General features: G+C 60.8%; 16 protein-coding genes. 3 read left to right on the plus strand and 13 right to left on the minus strand.

The features are described 5' to 3' along the window. Positions 1-85 precede the first annotated feature (85 nt). From rarD to radA, 11 genes are all read right to left on the minus strand, one after another. Positions 86-997, minus strand: a complete 912-nt coding sequence (rarD, locus tag ACIQWP_RS14380) for an EamA family transporter RarD (RefSeq protein WP_402788229.1) — start codon at positions 995-997, stop codon at positions 86-88. 108 nt (positions 998-1,105) lie between these two features. After that, positions 1,106-2,722 carry a citramalate synthase gene (gene cimA, locus ACIQWP_RS14385; RefSeq protein WP_402788231.1) on the minus strand — a complete coding sequence of 539 codons (1,617 nt, stop codon included), beginning with the start codon at positions 2,720-2,722 and terminating at the stop codon, positions 1,106-1,108. Positions 2,723-2,813: 91 nt separating this feature from the next. Next, complete coding sequence (pip, locus tag ACIQWP_RS14390) at positions 2,814-3,773, minus strand: prolyl aminopeptidase (RefSeq protein ID WP_402788233.1); 960 nt, start codon at positions 3,771-3,773, stop codon at positions 2,814-2,816. Further along, a complete protein-coding gene (locus ACIQWP_RS14395) occupies positions 3,770-4,246 on the minus strand; it encodes a GFA family protein (protein ID WP_402788235.1) in 477 nt (158 codons plus the stop codon). The genes pip and ACIQWP_RS14395 overlap by 4 nt, the downstream gene beginning before the upstream one ends. Continuing rightward, on the minus strand, positions 4,239-4,724 hold the full coding sequence (locus ACIQWP_RS14400; protein ID WP_402788237.1) for a GFA family protein: 486 nt from the start codon (positions 4,722-4,724) through the stop codon (positions 4,239-4,241). Before ACIQWP_RS14400 ends, ACIQWP_RS14395 begins: the two co-directional genes overlap by 8 nt. Beyond that, a complete protein-coding gene (locus ACIQWP_RS14405; protein WP_402788239.1) occupies positions 4,721-5,089 on the minus strand; it encodes an endonuclease domain-containing protein in 369 nt (122 codons plus the stop codon). The genes ACIQWP_RS14400 and ACIQWP_RS14405 overlap by 4 nt, the downstream gene beginning before the upstream one ends. A gap of 200 nt (positions 5,090-5,289) precedes the next feature. Further along, positions 5,290-6,681: a cysteine--tRNA ligase gene (gene cysS, locus ACIQWP_RS14410; RefSeq protein ID WP_402788241.1), complete on the minus strand. Its 1,392-nt coding sequence runs from the start codon at positions 6,679-6,681 to the stop codon at positions 5,290-5,292. Positions 6,682-6,904: 223 nt separating this feature from the next. Then, complete coding sequence (locus ACIQWP_RS14415) at positions 6,905-7,645, minus strand: SDR family NAD(P)-dependent oxidoreductase (protein WP_402788243.1); 741 nt, start codon at positions 7,643-7,645, stop codon at positions 6,905-6,907. A 51-nt stretch (positions 7,646-7,696) separates the two neighbouring features. Then, on the minus strand, positions 7,697-9,181 hold the full coding sequence (gene purF, locus ACIQWP_RS14420) for an amidophosphoribosyltransferase (protein ID WP_402788245.1): 1,485 nt from the start codon (positions 9,179-9,181) through the stop codon (positions 7,697-7,699). 164 nt (positions 9,182-9,345) lie between these two features. Next, entirely contained in the window at positions 9,346-9,966 is a 621-nt protein-coding gene (locus tag ACIQWP_RS14425) for a CvpA family protein (RefSeq protein ID WP_402788247.1), read from the minus strand. Between the two features lie 91 nt (positions 9,967-10,057). Further along, positions 10,058-11,461: a DNA repair protein RadA gene (gene radA / locus ACIQWP_RS14430; protein WP_402788249.1), complete on the minus strand. Its 1,404-nt coding sequence runs from the start codon at positions 11,459-11,461 to the stop codon at positions 10,058-10,060. A gap of 152 nt (positions 11,462-11,613) precedes the next feature. Here radA and ACIQWP_RS14435 point away from each other — a divergent pair, with 152 nt between their 5' ends. Beyond that, the gene (locus ACIQWP_RS14435) at positions 11,614-12,249 is read left to right on the plus strand and encodes a LysE family translocator (RefSeq protein WP_402788251.1); all 636 of its coding nucleotides are present in this window, start codon (positions 11,614-11,616) and stop codon (positions 12,247-12,249) included. A gap of 149 nt (positions 12,250-12,398) precedes the next feature. Here the strand turns inward: ACIQWP_RS14435 and alr are convergent, their stop codons facing one another. Beyond that, entirely contained in the window at positions 12,399-13,562 is a 1,164-nt protein-coding gene (gene alr, locus ACIQWP_RS14440; protein ID WP_402788253.1) for an alanine racemase, read from the minus strand. Between the two features lie 202 nt (positions 13,563-13,764). On the opposite strand from alr, the gene ACIQWP_RS14445 reads away from it, so the two are divergent. Next, positions 13,765-14,364: a formyltransferase family protein gene (locus tag ACIQWP_RS14445; RefSeq protein WP_402788255.1), complete on the plus strand. Its 600-nt coding sequence runs from the start codon at positions 13,765-13,767 to the stop codon at positions 14,362-14,364. Between the two features lie 86 nt (positions 14,365-14,450). Here ACIQWP_RS14445 and ACIQWP_RS14450 read toward each other — a convergent pair whose 3' ends face one another. Next, the gene (locus ACIQWP_RS14450) at positions 14,451-15,947 is read right to left on the minus strand and encodes a replicative DNA helicase (RefSeq protein ID WP_402788257.1); all 1,497 of its coding nucleotides are present in this window, start codon (positions 15,945-15,947) and stop codon (positions 14,451-14,453) included. A 349-nt stretch (positions 15,948-16,296) separates the two neighbouring features. Here ACIQWP_RS14450 and ACIQWP_RS14455 point away from each other — a divergent pair, with 349 nt between their 5' ends. After that, complete coding sequence (locus tag ACIQWP_RS14455) at positions 16,297-16,740, plus strand: MarR family winged helix-turn-helix transcriptional regulator (RefSeq protein ID WP_402788259.1); 444 nt, start codon at positions 16,297-16,299, stop codon at positions 16,738-16,740. Positions 16,741-16,748: the final 8 nt, after the last annotated feature.

Here is a 16,748-nt window from a genome sequence, read left to right on the forward strand (position 1 = left end):
GCAAAGACAATGAGAAAGAGCGGTTCAGGGTTTCCACGAAAAGCTGAACCGCTCTGATTAGCGATTTACTAACCATATCACGTCGTTAGCGCCCTCTGCTCTGACGCAGCAACGACCAGCTATAGAGCACGAGGCCGGCCCAGATCAGCGAAAAGGCGATCAGCTGCGTCGTGCCGAAGGGTTCCTTGAACAGGAAGACGGCGATCAGGAAGACCATAGTCGGCACGATGTACTGCATGATGCCGATGGTCGACATCCTGAGCAGCTTCGCACCATTGGCGAAGATCATCAGCGGCAGTGCCGTCACCAGCCCGCAGCCGAGCAGAAGCGCGGTGTCCGAAAGGCCGGTCTGGTAGAAATGGCCTTCGCCGCGTACCTCCAGATAGACGATGTAAAGCGCGGCCGGAATGCAGAGCAGCAGCACCTCGATGAAGAAGCCCTGATTGGCGCCGACGGGTAGCGTCTTGCGGAAAAAGGCGTAGAAGCCCCAGGAGAAGGTCAGCGACAGCGCGACCCAGGGCAGGGTGCCGGCCTTGACGGTCAGGATGACGACGGCAACGGCCGCAAGGCAGATCGCGACGATCTGCGCCGGCGCCAGCTTTTCCTTGAGCAGGATGGCGCCAAGCGCGATGCTGAACAGCGGATTGATGAAATAGCCAAGGGCGGCGTCGAGCGAATGGCCGGCGCCGATCGCCCAGACATAGGTTCCCCAGTTGATGGTGACGAGCGTCGCCGTCAGCGATGCCATGGCGATCGTGCGCGGGTTGCGAAACGCCGCCTTCACGTCGCCCATGCGGCCAAGCACCAGAAGCACGATGCCGGCGACGGGCACGGACCAGAAGATGCGGTGCGCGATGACTTCGAAAGCCGGGATATGCGCGAGTGCCTTCATGTAGAGCGGTAGGATGCCCCAGAAGAGATAGGCCGTCATCGCAAAGCCGAAGCCGCGGACAGCGTCATTGTTCTTGATTTCCGGTTTCACCGCATCGGTGGCCATGAATTTTCCCGTCTCTCACTGTTATTTGAGAGGGGATTACTCCAATGCGTGACGCATGGCTAATTCATTTCCTTGACGGCATCGTCAAGCTTTTTGATAGGCGGCGGATTACTCCGCCGCGATTTTGCCGGCCATATGGCGGTTCTTCATCAGCTTGTAGATGACGGAATCCATCAATGCCTGGAACGATGCGTCGATGATGTTTTCCGAAACGCCGACCGTCCACCAGCGCACGCCGTCGCTGTCGGTGGATTCGATGAGCACGCGGGTTATGGCCTCCGTGCCGCCATTGAGGATACGCACCTTGAAGTCGGCCAGCTCCAGGTCGTCGATCTCGTGCTGGTACTTGCCGAAATTCTTGCGCAGCGCCAGGTCGAGCGCGTTGACGGGGCCATCGCCTTCGGCAACCGACATGATGGTCTCGCCATCGATGATGATCTTGACCACGGCTTCCGAGACGATCTTCACCCGACCATGGGAATCGAAGCGGCGCTCGACCATCACGCGGAAACCGTCGATCGCGAAGAATTCCGGAATGGTGCCGAGCGTGCGACGTGCCAACAGTTCGAAGCTGGCATCGGCGCCTTCGTAAGCATAGCCTGTCGCTTCGCGTTCCTTGACGATCTGGATCAGCTGGTCCAGCTTCGGGTCATCCTTGCCGACCTCGATGCCGCGTCGCTTCAGCGCGTTGATGAAGTTCGACTTGCCGCCCTGGTCGGAGACCATGACCTTGCGGAAGTTACCGACGCTTTCAGGCGGGATATGTTCGTATGTGCGGGGGTCCTTCAGCAGCGCCGAGGCGTGAATGCCGGCCTTGGTCGCAAAGGCGGAAGCACCGACATAGGGCGCCTGATGGTCGGGTGAGCGGTTGAGCAGCTCGTCGAAGGCGTGCGAAAGGCCGGTCAGGCCCACCAGCCGTTCAGCATCGATCGTCGTCTCGAACCGTTCGCTATAGGCCCTCTTCAGCGCCAGAGTCGGGATCAGCGTCACGAGATTGGCGTTGCCGCAGCGTTCGCCGATACCGTTCAGCGTGCCCTGGATCTGCCGCACGCCGGCTTCGACCGCGGCAAGCGAATTGGCAACCGCCTGTCCGGTGTCGTTATGGGCATGGATGCCAAGACAGTGCCCGGGAACGCCGCAGGCGATGACGGCCTCGACGATGGCGCGGACCTCCGGCGGCTGCGTGCCGCCATTGGTGTCGCAGAGCACCACCCAGCGCGCCCCGGCGTCGTAAGCCGTCTTGGCGCAGGCAAGCGCATAGGTCGGGTTGGCCTTGTAGCCGTCGAAGAAATGCTCGCAATCAACAAGCGCTTCCTTGCCGGCATTGACGGCCGCCTTGACGCTCTCGGTGATGCTTTCGAGGTTCTCCTCGTTGGTACAGCCGAGCGCCACCTTGACGTGATAGTCCCAGCTCTTCGCCACGAAACAGATCGCATCGGATTTCGCCTGCAGCAGGCTGGCAAGGCCGGGATCGTTGGAGGCGGAGATGCCGGCGCGCTTCGTCATGCCGAAGGCGACGAACGAGGCCGATTTCGTGCGCTTGTCGTCGAAGAAAGCCGTATCGGTCGGGTTGGCGCCGGGATAGCCGCCTTCGACGTAATCCAGGCCGAATTCGTCCAGCATGGTCGCAATCGCAATCTTGTCCTCGACCGAGAAATCGATGCCGGGCGTCTGCTGCCCGTCGCGGAGCGTCGTGTCGAAGAGATAGATTTTTTCGCGTGTCATACTGTTTCCTCCGGCGAACCGGTTTCTTCTTGCTCAGTCGCTCCTTCTCCCCGCCGGCGGGGAGAGGGTTGGGGTGAGGGGCCTTCCGAGGTCAGATCTTTCCTGCAAACTTGTCCGTGGCGCGGATCAGCTGATCAAGAATGCCCGGCTCCGACGAGGCATGGCCTGCGCCCTCGATCAGATGAAACTCCGCCTTCGGCCAGGCCTTGTGCAGCGCCCAGGCATAGCGTGCCGGGCAGGGCATGTCGTAGCGCCCATGAACGATGACGCCGGGAATGTCCTTCAGCTTGTTGGCATCGCGCAGCAGCTGGCCTTCCTCAAGCCAGCCGGCATTGACGAAGAAATGGTTCTCGATGCGGGCGAAGGCATGTGCATATTCCGCATCCTCGAACTGGGCGCTGACGGATGGTTCCGGCAGTAGCGTGATCGTCTCGCCTTCCCAGATCGACCATGCCTTGGCCGCCTCCAGGCGGGCTGATTTTTCGGGATGCGTTAGCAGCCGATGGTAGGCCGCCATCATCTCATGACGCTCTTCCGGCGGGATCGGGGTGACGAAGCGCTCCCATTTGTCGGGGAACATCTCCGAGACGCCGAACTGATAATACCAGTCGAGTTCGGCTTTCGTCAGCGTGTAGATGCCGCGCACGACCAGCTCCGAAACCCGCTCCGGATGCGTTTGGGAATAGGCAAGCGCCAGCGTCGAGCCCCAGGAGCCGCCGAAGACAAGCCATTTCTCCACGCCAGCCATCTCGCGCAGCCGTTCGATATCGGCAACCAGATGCCAGGTCGTGTTGGCGTCGAGCCCTGCATGTGGCGTCGATCGCCCGCAACCGCGCTGATCGAAGAGAGTCACGTCGTAAAGCGCCGGGTCGAAGACGCGGCGATGGCTGGGCGAAATGCCGCCACCCGGTCCGCCATGCAGGAAGACCGCCGGCTTGGCGCCGGGCGTTCCCACACGTTCCCAATAGATCACGTGCCCGTCTCCGACATCGAGATGGCCGGAGGCATAGGGTTCGATCTCCGGATAGAATGTCCGCAGGATCTCCGTCATATTTTCAGCCCCTCCGCCGGCCAGACGTCCGTATCGTGATCGGGATGCTGGAAGGAAATGATCCGCTCTTGCTGGGCATAGAAATCGAGGTCCTGATGGACGGGCTTTTCGAAGATGGTCTCGACCCAGGGCAGGCGCGAAGCATGATTGACCTGGATCTGCGGCGCGAGATCGTCACGCTCGTCGAAGGCGCCGATGGCAATCTCCAGGCCGCCGGGATGGCGATAGGTCATCGGCGTGCCGCAGTTCTTGCAAAAGCCGCGGTCGATGTTGACGGAGGACTGGAAGTAGGTCGGCTCGCCGCGTGTCCATTCAAGGCCATCGCTTGGTGTGGTCACTAGTGCCGAGAAGAAGCTGCCGAACTGCTTCTGGCACATGCGGCAATGGCAGATCGACGGACGACCGAGCTCGCCGCGAATACGGAACCGCACCGCGCCGCATTGGCATCCGCCGCTTCTGGTGGCTTCACTCATGGCTCTTCTCCTCTGGCCAGCTTTGGGTATCGTAATCGGGATGTTGATAGGACACGATATCAAGTACGAAAGGCGCCTGCTCGGCATCCTCTTCCGTCCGGTGGCCCGGCAGCAGATGCAGCCGGTCGACGAAGTCGATCTTGGCTTCCGTGCCGTACTGCACGAGAGGCGGCAGTTGCGATGGATCGTCGAAGGCGCCGGCCGCGACGGCGATGCCATCGGGCGCTTCATAGGTCAGAGGCGTGCCGCAATCTCCGCAGAAGCCGCGCTTCACATGGTTGGACGATTGGAACGTTTTTCTTTCGCCGCGTGTCCAGATAAGCTCGGCGCCACGTGTCGAGACCAGCGGCGCATAATAGGCGCCGAAGGCCTTCTGGCACATGCGGCAATGACAGATCGACGCATCCTTCAGCTCGCCCCGCACCCGGAAACGAACCGCGCCGCACTGGCAGCCGCCGGTATGGGTCGAGACGCTCATGCCTGATCCTTTCCAGCGACGATGAGGATATGCATGCAGACATTGTCGATGTCCCGAAGGATATCGTCGTTCCAGAAGCGCAGAACGGTCCAGCCGTCGGCTTCGAGACGGCGGGTGCGAACCTGGTCATAGGTTTGATCGCGGCCGTTTGCGTGTTGAGAGCCGTCGACCTCGACGATGAGTTTTTCAGCAGGGCAGGCGAAATCGACGATATAGCCGGCAATGGGTAGTTGTCGGCGGAAGCCGAGATCCATGAGGCGGTGGGCACGGAGTTCATTCCAAAGGCGCAGCTCTGCGTCCGTCATGACCTTGCGCATGCGGCGGGCATTGTTTCGGGTTTTCGGCGGGACTGGAGTGTGTGGCAAGGTACCCCCCTCTGTCCCTGTCGGGACATCTCCCCCACAAGGGGGGAGATCGTTAACCCGCGGCATTCGCTCGGCACAAACGAAGATCGAATCTGCGGAAATCAAGCTCTGTGATTTTGTGAAGACGCGCGGCAACCTCCCCCCAATCTCCCCCCTTGTGGGGGAGATGTCACGAAAGTGACAGAGGGGGGTAACTAAGCTCACCGCTTGATCTCCCAGCTCGTGGTCCGCTCACCCGTCGCCGCATCCTTGCCGTCCTTGAGCTGAACGCCTCTTGCCGCGAGTTCGTCGCGAAGCTTGTCGGCCTCGGCGAAGCTCTTGGCCTTCAGCAATTCCAGACGCTGGCGTACCTTGGCATCGATCTCTGCAACCACGGCCTCGTCGACCTCCGCCTTTTTCCGCAGCAGACCGAGAAGATCGGCACTGGCCGCGAAGACTGGCAGCAGGCTCGCGTCGGCATTGGCCGCTTGCGCCAGCGCATGCAGTGCTTGAATGGCGGCAACGGTGTTCAGATCGTCACCGAGTGCGGCAAGGACTGTCTGATCCGGTGCGGTATCGCTGACATCAGCCGCTGGCCATTTGGCGATCAGCCGCTCTGCCTCCTCGAGACGCTTGACGGAAAAGTCGATCGGCTCGCGATAATGCGTCATCAGCATGGCAAGCCGGAGCACTTCGCCCGGCCATGTCCGGCTACCGAGCTTATCCGTCTCCAGCAATTCGTAGATGGTGACGAAGTTGCCTTCCGATTTCGACATCTTGCGGCCTTCGAGCTGCACGAAGCCGTTATGCATCCAGACGTTTGCCATCGCATGCGTGCCATGCGCGCAACGCGACTGGGCGATCTCGTTTTCATGATGCGGGAAGATCAGGTCGAGCCCGCCGCCATGAATGTCGAAGACGTCGCCGAGATAGCGTCCGCTCATGGCCGAGCACTCGATATGCCAGCCCGGACGGCCGCGACCCCAGGGGCTTTCCCAACCGGGCTCGTTCTCGTCGGACAGCTTCCACAGCACGAAATCGCCGGGGCTCTTCTTGTGCTCGTCGACCGCAACGCGGGCACCCGCCTGCTGCTCGTCGAGATTGCGCTTCGAAAGCTGACCGTAATCGGCCATCGACTTGGTGTCGAACAGCACTTCGCCGGCCGCGCGATAGGCATGGCCCTTGGCGATCAGCGTCTCGATGATCACAATCATCTCAGCGATACTGTCGGTCGCCCGCGGCTGCACTGTCGGCTCAAGGCAGCCGAGCGCCGCGGTATCCTCGCGGTACTGCCGTTCGGTCTTTTCCGTCACCAGGCGGATCGCCTCGTTCAGCGGCAGGCCAGGTTGGTCGCGCAGCGCGCGCGCGTTGATCTTGTCGTCCAGATCGGTGATGTTGCGGACATAGGTGACATGGCTTTCGCCATAGACATGCCGCAGCAGCCGGAACAGCACGTCGAAGACGATGGCCGGGCGGGCGTTGCCGATATGGGCGAAGTCATAGACCGTGGGGCCGCAGACATACATGCGGACGTTCTCGCGATCGATCGGCCGGAAATCGACCTTTTCGCGCGTCAGCGTGTTGTAGAACTTCAATTGCAGCTCGGCGCCCATATCACTCTCCCAAGGCATAAATCCGAAAAAATCGTCACCGGCCGGCCGGAACGTTTGTCATCTTGGATTTTGGGAGACGAAAACGGCCAGGCCAGCGAAACGCTAGCGAATAATTTTCCGGCAGATAATGCAGATAACCGTTTTCATGGGCGGCTTTATCGCGCGCCGGATGAATTTGGTCAAGTGGGGAGAGAGCTTCCCCGGTAGGGGGAAAGGGTGTTTTTTATTCCGGCATACGATAGTCGACGAGCTTGTTTTCGCGCACGACGAAAAGCTTGCCGGTTTCGGTGACGTCAGGGCCGACGAGCGGCAGGATCGCCTGGGCGACCTCGCGAGGGTGCGGCAGCGTATCCGGATCTTCGCCGGGCATGGCCTGGGCGCGCATGGCGGTGCGGGTTGCACCCGGATCGACACTGGTGACGCGCAGCGGCGTGTTTTGCGCTTCCCCGGCCCAGGTGCGGGCCAATGCCTCGACGGCAGCCTTGGATGCGGAGTAGGGACCCCAGAACGGCCGGCAGCGATGCGCAGCGGCCGAGGACAGGATGACGGCGCGTCCGGCGTCCGAGCGCATCAGCAGCGGCTCGACCGAGCGGATCAGCCGCCATGTGGCGGTGACGTTGATCGTCATCACCTTCTCGAACACTTTCGCCTCGACATGGCCGATCGGCGAGATGACGCCGAGCACGCCGGCATTGGCGACGAGAATATCGAGCTTGCCCCAGCGCTCAAAAATCGAGGCGCCGAGCGCGTCAATGGCGTTCATGTCTGCGAGATCAAAGGGAACGAGCGTGGCGGAACCGCCGGCAGCCTGTATGGCGTCATCCAGTTCCTCAAGTCCGCCGACCGTGCGGGCGCAGGCAATGACATGCGCGCCGGCCTTGGCCAGCTCCAGTGCAGTAAAATAGCCGATACCGCGCGATGCGCCGGTGACGAGGGCGATCTTGTCCTTGAGATTGACGCTCATGCTGCCTTGATCCGAATGCGTGGGAAGAAGAAAGGGGCAGGGCGCCCCTTGTTAGCCGTTGCTGGCGAGAACGGAAAGCTTGCGCACGTTGCTGGTGCTTTCCTTGTCGAGCAGGCGCGTCGGATAATCGCCGGTGAAATAGTGGTCGGTAAACTGCGGCTGCGCATTGTTGCGCGTCTCGCCGCCGACAGCCTGATAGAGCCCGTCGATCGACAGGAATTCCAGGGAATCGGCGCCGATGAAATCGCACATGGCTTTCAGGCTGCTGTACTGGTTGGCAAGCAGCTTGTCGGCATCCGGCGTGTCGATGCCATAGAAATCAGGATGGAAGATCATCGGGCTGGCGACGCGGATATGCACTTCGCTGGCGCCGGCATCGCGGATCATCTGTACGATCTTGACCGAGGTCGTGCCGCGCACGATGGAATCGTCGACGAGCACCACGCGCTTGCCGGCAATGATTTCGCGGTTGGCGGAATGCTTGAGCTTCACGCCGAAGGCGCGAATCTGCTGCGTCGGCTCGATGAAGGTGCGGCCGACATAATGGTTGCGGATGATGCCGAGCTCGAAGGGAATGCCGCTTGCCTGGGCATAGCCGATGGCCGCGGGCGTGCCGCCATCCGGCACGGGCACGACGATGTCGGCTGCCACTGGCGATTCCTTGGCGAGGTTGATGCCCATATTCTTGCGGGCGACATAGACGTTGCGGCCGCCGACGACGGAATCGGGGCGGGCGAAATAGACATATTCGAACAGGCAGAGGCGCTCGGGTCGGGAAACCTCCGGCTTGCGGGCATCGATGGTGATCGAGCCGTCGGGCTGGATCTCGCAGATGACCACTTCGCCGTTTTCGACGTCGCGAACATATTTCGCGCCGATGATGTCGAGCGCGCAGGTTTCCGAGCAGAAGATCGGCTTGCCGTCGAGTTCGCCCATGACGAGCGGCCGGATGCCGATCGGGTCACGGGCGGCGATCAGCTTCGTGCGCGTCATGGCTAGCATCGAATAGCCGCCCTCCATCTGCCGGATGGCGTCGATGAAGCGGTCGGAGGAAGAGGTCTGCTTGGAGCGGGCGATGAGGTGCAGGACGACTTCGGTGTCCGAGGTCGACTGACAGATGGCGCCATCGGCGATCAGCTGCCGGCGCATGGTCAGGCCGTTGGTGAAATTGCCGTTGTGAGCGATGGCGATGCCGCCGACTTCCAGCTCGGCAAACAGCGGCTGGACGTTGCGCAGGATGGTTTCGCCCGTGGTCGAATAGCGTACATGGCCGATCGAGCGGTCGCCGGGCAGCCGTGCGAGCGTCGCGGGATCGGTATAGTGGTCGCCGACCAGACCCATCCGGCGCTCCGAATGGAAGCGCTGACCATCGAAGGAGACGATGCCGGCCGCTTCCTGACCGCGATGCTGCAGCGCGTGCAGGCCTAGCGCCGTCAGCGTCGCCGCGTCGGGATGTCCCAGGATGCCGAAGACGCCGCATTCTTCATGCAGCGTGTCGCCGTCGATATCGTCCTCGATGGAATGGGAATGGTTCATGGCTGCGGGCCTTTGCTCTCAACGTGGGCGGATCGGGGCGGCGTCACGAGTGACCATTAAAATAGCCTAAAATCCGGCCGGAAAAAATATCGGGCCGGATCTTCTGTTGTCACGCCGCTCAAATGGCGATTCTCGGGCGGCAGGTCAAGCCTGTAAACGCACCGTCAATTGTTTGTCTGCGGCGCAGGTGCGTCATCCGACGGCGCGGTATCGTTCGGAGCGGCATTGTCGCCACCTCCTTGCTGCTGCTGTTGCTGCTGGTTCGGCGCGATCTTGTTGATGATCTCCGGCGGCAGCATGGCCTGGACGTTTTCAGGAAGCGCCGACTTCAGCTTTTCGACCATCGAATCGAGGAAAGGCTTCGACTTGGCGTTGTTGACCCAGTCCGGTCGCGCAGCCGGTGCCACCAGCCAATTCCAGAAGGCCACAACGACGACCATCAAGAGCAGGCCGCGGGCCGCACCGAAGAGGAAGCCGAGCGTCCGGTCAAGCGCGCCGATGCGGCTGTCGATGATGAAATCGGCAATCCGGATGGTGATGAAGGAAATGATGATCAGCGCCAGCAGAAAGATGACGGCGGCAGACGCGATCGTGGCGATCTTGGTATCGGCCTTGTATTGCAGGGCATAGGGAACGAGCAGCGGATAAAGATAGAAGGCGGCGACCGCGGAGCCGCCCCAGCTGACGATCGAGAGAATTTCGCGCGAGAAGCCGCGAACCATGGCCAGAACGGCGGAGAAGAGAAGAACGCCGATAACAATACCGTCGAAAATCGTAATGGGCATCTATAATCCACTTCAAGACTTGCCAGACCTCATGGTCGGCATCGGCCTCAATCATGAGCCTCTTCTTCGCCAAGAGCGGCTGAAGTAAGGCTCAGTCCTCATCTTCCGCGCGCTTGAGCGCACCCTTCGATCCAGCAATGCGCGCCACCAGATCCGGCAGGCTGTCGATCTCGCTCCAGCGTCCGCCATTGACCTTTGGCAGGTCGGCGGAAGCGGCAGGCAGAACGGCCGCGGAAAATCCCAGCTTCTCGGCTTCCTTGAGGCGCTGGGCGGTGTGCGCAACCGGCCGGACGGCGCCCGACAGGCTGACTTCGCCGAAATAGACGCAATCGGCGGGAAGGGCAAGACCGGCCAGCGAGGAAACCAGTGCAGAGGCAACCGCAAGGTCCGCAGCCGGCTCGGAAATGCGATAGCCGCCGGCAATATTGAGGTAAACATCGTGCTGGCCGAGGCGCACGCCGCAATGCGCTTCCAGGACGGCGAGAATCATCGACAGACGCGCCGAATCCCAGCCAACGATGGCGCGACGCGGTGTGCCGAGCGATGTCGGCGCGACCAGCGCCTGCACTTCGACCAGCACCGGACGCGTGCCCTCGATGCCGGCAAAGACCGCCGCACCGGGTGACTTTTCGTTGCGCTCTCCGAGGAAAAGTTCCGACGGGTTGGGCACGTCGCGCAGGCCGGCGTCGGACATTTCGAACACGCCGATCTCGTCTGTCGGGCCGAAGCGATTCTTCACCGTGCGCAGGATGCGGTAATGATGGCTGCGATCGCCTTCGAAATAGAGCACGGCATCGACCATATGCTCGACGACGCGCGGCCCGGCGATCTGGCCGTCCTTGGTGACATGACCGACCAGCACCATCGCAGTGCCTGTCTGCTTGGCGAAGCGGATCATCGCCTGAACGCCGGTTCGCACCTGTGTGACCGTGCCGGGCGCGGATTCCGCAAGCTCGCTCCATAGCGTCTGGATGGAATCGATGATGACGAGATCCGGCCGCTTGCCTTCCGCGAGCGTCGCCAGGATATCCTCGACATTGGTTTCGGCTGCGAGCAGCACTTCGGTATCGGCGGCCTTCAGCCTCTGGGCGCGCAGGCGAACCTGCGCGACGGCCTCTTCACCGGAGACATAGACGACCTTGTGTCCCTGGCGGGCGAGCGCGGCAGCGGCCTGCATCAGCAGCGTCGATTTGCCGATGCCGGGATCGCCGCCGACCAGAACGGCCGAACCGCGCACGAAACCACCGCCGGTCGCACGGTCGAGCTCGGATAGGCCGGTATGGATGCGCGGCGCTTCCTCGATCTCGCCGGAAAGCGTCGTCAGCGTGACAGGCTTTCCCTTTCGCGGTGTCTTTGCGGGGCCGCCGCCGATCCCGCCCATCGGATCTTCCTCGACGATAGTGTTCCATGCGCCGCAACCGTCGCACTTGCCGGCCCACCGATTGTGGACCGTGCCGCAGTTCTGGCAGATGAATTGTGTGCGGGCCTTGGCCATCGGATGCTGTTCTCAAGTTCAAATGCTGCGCTCTTCGCAGCGAATCGTGATCGGCTGACAGATAATGTCTTTCCCGGCCTATCAAAACTAATGATTTCCGTATCAATGGCGATCGTGTCAGCTTTTATGCCGGGTTTTATGGATGATGATCGATGTTTGACTATTCGCTTGCGCACTGGATCGGGTTTCTCACCGCTGCGGTTCTTCTCAACTTGTCGCCAGGGCCGGATCTCGCCTTCATTCTTGGCCATACGATCAGAAGCGGCATCCGCTCCGGCTTTGCGGCACTGTTCGGAATCTGGAGCGGGGCGTGCCTGCATGTGCTGATGGCGGCCATTGGCCTCTCGGCAGTTCTCGCCGCTTCCGCGATGGCATTCTCGGCGATCAAATGGGTCGGCGCCGCCTATCTGATCTGGCTCGGCATCCAGGCGCTGCGCTCGAAGGGCGAGGGGGCGTGGATCAAGGAGGCTGGCAACGCTTTACCCCTGAGCCGCCTCTATCGCCAGGGCATCATGGTTTCGTTGCTCAATCCGAAGATGGCGATCTTCTTTCTTGCCTTCCTGCCGCAATTCGTCGTCGACGGCGCCGGTCCGGTCTGGGCGCAGCTTCTGCTGCATGGCAGCCTGATCATCGTCGTTGCCGCCTTCATCGAGCCGCCGATCATCCTGCTCGGTGGTCGCCTGAGCGAAGCCTTGAGGCGCAATCGCCGCTTTGGCCTGTGGCTAGATCGTGGGCTCGGCTCGCTGTTCGTCGCCCTCGGCGTCCGGCTGGCGATCATGGATCGCTAGAGCAATTTCAGGAAAAGTGCGCAGCGGTTTTCCATCCGGAATTGCGTGAAAACAAAGAGATGGAGCGGTTCAGAGATTCCGTGAAAAACTGAACCGCTCTAGGGCATCGCAGGAAAACGGCGCTGCGTCTTTCCATCCGGAACGCCGGGCTATTCCTCGGTCTCTTCCGAGATATACCGGCGCTCATGCCGCAGTCCCATGCTGGTCAGCATCTCATAGCCGATCGTGCCTGCCGCCCTTGCAGCTTCGTCGACCGAGATGTTGTTGCCGAAAAGCTCGACATAATCGCCGGCGCGGACAAGGTTTTCCGGCAGGTCGGTGATATCGAAAATGGTGAGATCCATGGTGATGCGGCCGGCAACGGGCACCTTGTGGCCGGCAATGAAGCCATGACCGCCGGCAATGCCGGTCTGGCGCAGCGGCACGCCGCCGCTCGACTGGCTACGCATGTAGCCGTCGGCATAGCCGGCCGAGACGACCGCCAGCCGGCTGTCGCGCGTCAATTGCAAGGCCCGGCCGTAGCCCACCGTTTCGCCTGCCTTGACCGAGCGGGTCTGGATGATCCGGGCCTCCGCCGTCGCGACCGGACGCATCGGATTGGCCATGCCGGGAACCGCCTCGCCGCCATAGGTGGCGATGCCGGGGCGGGTGAGATCGAAATGATAGTCCGGTCCGAGAAAGATGCCGGCGGAATTGGCAAGGCTCGCCTCGATGCCCTCGAAGGCGATGCTGACCTTGCGGAAGGCTTGGAGTTGCTGCTTGTTCATCGCATTTGCGGGGTCGTCGCCGCAGGCGAGGTGGCTCATCACCAGAACAGGCGCAAAGCTGGCCGGACGGGAGACGTCGTCGGCAAGCGCGATCGCATCCTCCATCGGCAGGCCGAGCCTGTTGAAGCCCGTATCGACCTGCAGCGCGCAAGGATAGTCGCCATAATCAGACAGAACCGACATCCAGAAGGTCAGCTGCTCCTCCGAAGCGATGACGGGCACCAGGTCGTTTTCGAAGAATCGGCGCTCCATGCCCGGCCAGATGCCGCTCAGGACGAAGATGCGCGCCTCGGGAGCATAGAGCCGCAAGGTTGCGCCTTCATCCACGGTCGCGACGAAGAAATCGCGCGCACCGGCGGCGTAGAGCGTTTCGCCGATATCCTCGATGCCGAGCCCATAGGCATCCGCCTTGACGACGGCTGATGTACGGGCCTTCCCCGAGCGGCGAGCCAGGTCGCGCCAGTTTTCGACGAGCGCGCCGAGATCCACCGTCAGCCGCAGTCCGGCGGAAGCGAAAGCATCATTGTCATTGAAATTGTCTGTCATGGAGCCGCCTGAACAAGGAAATGGCCGGAGGTGATTTGGCTGGGTGAGGATACCGGTCGTCGATGAAAAGAAAAAGTGCTGCGAAGCAAGTATGCGTAACTAGGCGGCAACTTCGCGCGATTTGCGCTCATTGAAAATCTTCGCCGGTTGCCATTAATGGGAATCTTGATTGCCGCGATAGCATCGATCAACGAGGTCTCAAATGGATAAACTCGCAATAGCGTTCCTTGCATCAAACAATGGAACATCGTTTCGTGCTGTCAACGAGGCCATCCGAGCGAATGAAATGAACGCTGCCGCCGTCGTGCTGTTCAGCAATAAGGCTTCGTCCGCAGCGCTGGCTTATGCCGCGGCAAACGGTATCCCCTCATTTCACATTCCGACGAAGGGTAGGGAGGCTGAAGCGGACAGGCAGCTTCGTGATATGCTCATCGCCCACAGTGCTGAAATAGTTGTCTTGTCTGGTTATCTCAAGAAGCTTGGCCCACTCACGTTAGCCGCGTTTGATAAGCGGATACTGAATGTTCATCCGGGACTGTTGCCGCGATATGGCGGGTTGGGGATGTATGGGCGAAGGGTTCATCAAGCCGTGCTCGACAATCGAGAGACAGAAACAGGTGCAACGATCCATCTCGTTGACGGAGAGTATGACCACGGACGAACTGTGGTCACCTCGACTGTTCAAATCTATCAGGACGATGACGTGCTTTCGCTAGAACAACGGGTCATGGTTGCCGAATGCCAGCTTTTCATCGATCTCATTAGGCGCATCTCAATAGGTGAACTGCGCCTGCCGTTGTAGGGTGGACCCTCGCCTCGGGCCCAAAGCTAGGGTCTGACGGCAGCATTGGTACAAAGATCGCATAGATACGCCGCAAGGCGCTCCCCTCAATGTTCCTCATACTGAATGAACGAGGAATCGGCGAGATCGGCGAAGCGGGTGAATTCCGACTGGAAGGCGAGCTTTACCGTGCCCGTCGGTCCGTGACGCTGCTTGGCGATGATGACGTCGGCCGTACCCTTGACGCGCTCGAACTGGGCTTCCCATTCCGCATATTTCGGGTCGTTGATATCGCGCGGTTCGGCATTCTTGACGTAATATTCCTCGCGGAACACGAAGAGCACCACGTCGGCGTCCTGCTCGATCGAGCCGGATTCGCGAAGATCGGAAAGCTGAGGGCGCTTGTCTTCGCGGCTTTCGACGGCACGCGAGAGCTGGGAAAGCGCGACGATCGGCACGTTCAGTTCCTTGCCGAGCGCCTTCAGGCCCGTGGTGATCTGTGTGATTTCCTGGACGCGGTTCTCGTTTGACTTCCCCGAGCCGGTCATCAGCTGAACGTAGTCGACCACGAGAACGTCGAGGCCGCGTTGCCGCTTCAGGCGTCGCGCCCGCGCGGACAGCTGGGCGATGGAGATACCGCCGGTCTGGTCGATGTAAAGCGGCACCTTCTGCATCATCATAGAGCAGGCCACCAGCTTTTCGAAATCGGCGTCGTTGATGTCGCCGCGGCGGATCTTCGAGGAAGAGACTTCCGTCTGTTCGGAGATGATACGGGTGGCGAGCTGTTCGGAAGACATTTCCAGCGAGTAGAAGCCGACTACACCGCCGTTCTTCGCCTTAGTGGAACCATCAGCCTGCACTTCGCCTTCGAAGGCGGCGGCGATGTTGTAGGCGATGTTGGTGGCGAGCGACGTCTTGCCCATGCCGGGACGACCGGCGAGGATGATCAAGTCGGAGCGCTGCAGGCCGCCCATCTTGCTGTCGAGCGAGTGGATGCCGGTGGAGATGCCCGAGAGGCCGCCATCGCGCTCCTTGGCCACGGCCGCCATGTCGATCGCGAGCGCCACGGCGTCGTTGAAAGCCTGAAAACCACCATCGTAGCGGCCGTTTTCCGCGAGTTCGAACAGCCGGCGCTCGGTGTCTTCGATCTGCGTCTGCGGAGGCATGTCGAGCGGCGCGTCATAGGCGATGTTAACCATGTCTTCGCCGATGGTGATGAGCGCCCGGCGCAGTGCCAGGTCGTAGATAGCGCGGCCATAGTCTTCGGCATTGATGATCGACACGGCTTCGACGGCAAGGCGCGCGAGATATTGCGCCACCGTCATGTCGCCGACCTTCTCCTCCGCCGGCAGGAAGCTCTTGATGGTGACCGGGTTGGCGGTCTTGCCCATGCGGATGATGTCGCCGGCGACTTCGAAGATCTTCCGGTGCAGCGGTTCGTAGAGATGGGTCGGCTTCAGGAAGTCGGAGACGCGGTAATAGGCATCGTTATTGACGAGGATGGCGCCGAGCAGAGCCTGCTCCGCCTCGATGTTATTGGGCGCTTCGCGATAGTGCTGGTCGGCGGGAGCAATGGCGGCGAGCTTGCGCGGCGCTTCGTTCATTTTCCATCTCTTCGTGCTTTAGGGTATCGACTGGTTTGCGATGATCCGATGTCATGGTCAACCGTGCAAATGTGCTGCCGCCCGAACTGGGGCGAATAGGTCTGGCCTATCAACGTTTTTCCACTCGTCCACAGGGACAGATTTCTGCCACGTAAAAAATCTCTTGTGGCCACTTTGCAACGAAAGGATCGACACACGAATCACATACGCAAACCATCCGTGGGGAATATTTTAGCCGGGTCTTTCGCCGTGTGCATCAATTGTTGCGGCTATCATGCTTGAAAAGCTGGGAAAATCCGGGTATTTCCTTTAAATTAGGGTAGGATGCTAATAGTATAGAGTTGCAATAATGCCAGGTGCGCCATCAAGACAAGAACTCTTCGACGACCTTTCCGCGTTCAATCGCAAGCTGAGGGCGGCTTTTGACGCCCTTGTGCGCGAACACGGCATGACGCTCTCCCGCGCAAGGGTTTTTCGCAAGCTCTCCCGCCGGGACGGAATCAACCAGAGGGAGCTCGCCGACGAGCTGGAGCTGGAAACGCCGACGCTCGTGCGCATTCTCGATGCCATGGAAGCGCAGAACTTCATCGAGCGTCGGGCCGCGCTGTCCGATCGCCGCGCCAAGCAGATCTTCATGACGGAATCCGGAAAAGTCGTCGCCGCCGAGGTCGAGGCTCTTGCCACCGGTGTACGCGCAGATATCTTGGAAGGGATTTCGGACGAGGATGTCAGCATGGCGCTCAAGGTTATCCGCGCCATGACTGTCAACCTCCAGAACGTGGGCAAGTCATGAGGTAGCGC

The organism is Rhizobium sp. NPDC090279 (genome assembly GCF_044769665.1).
Lineage (GTDB): Bacteria > Pseudomonadota > Alphaproteobacteria > Rhizobiales > Rhizobiaceae > Rhizobium.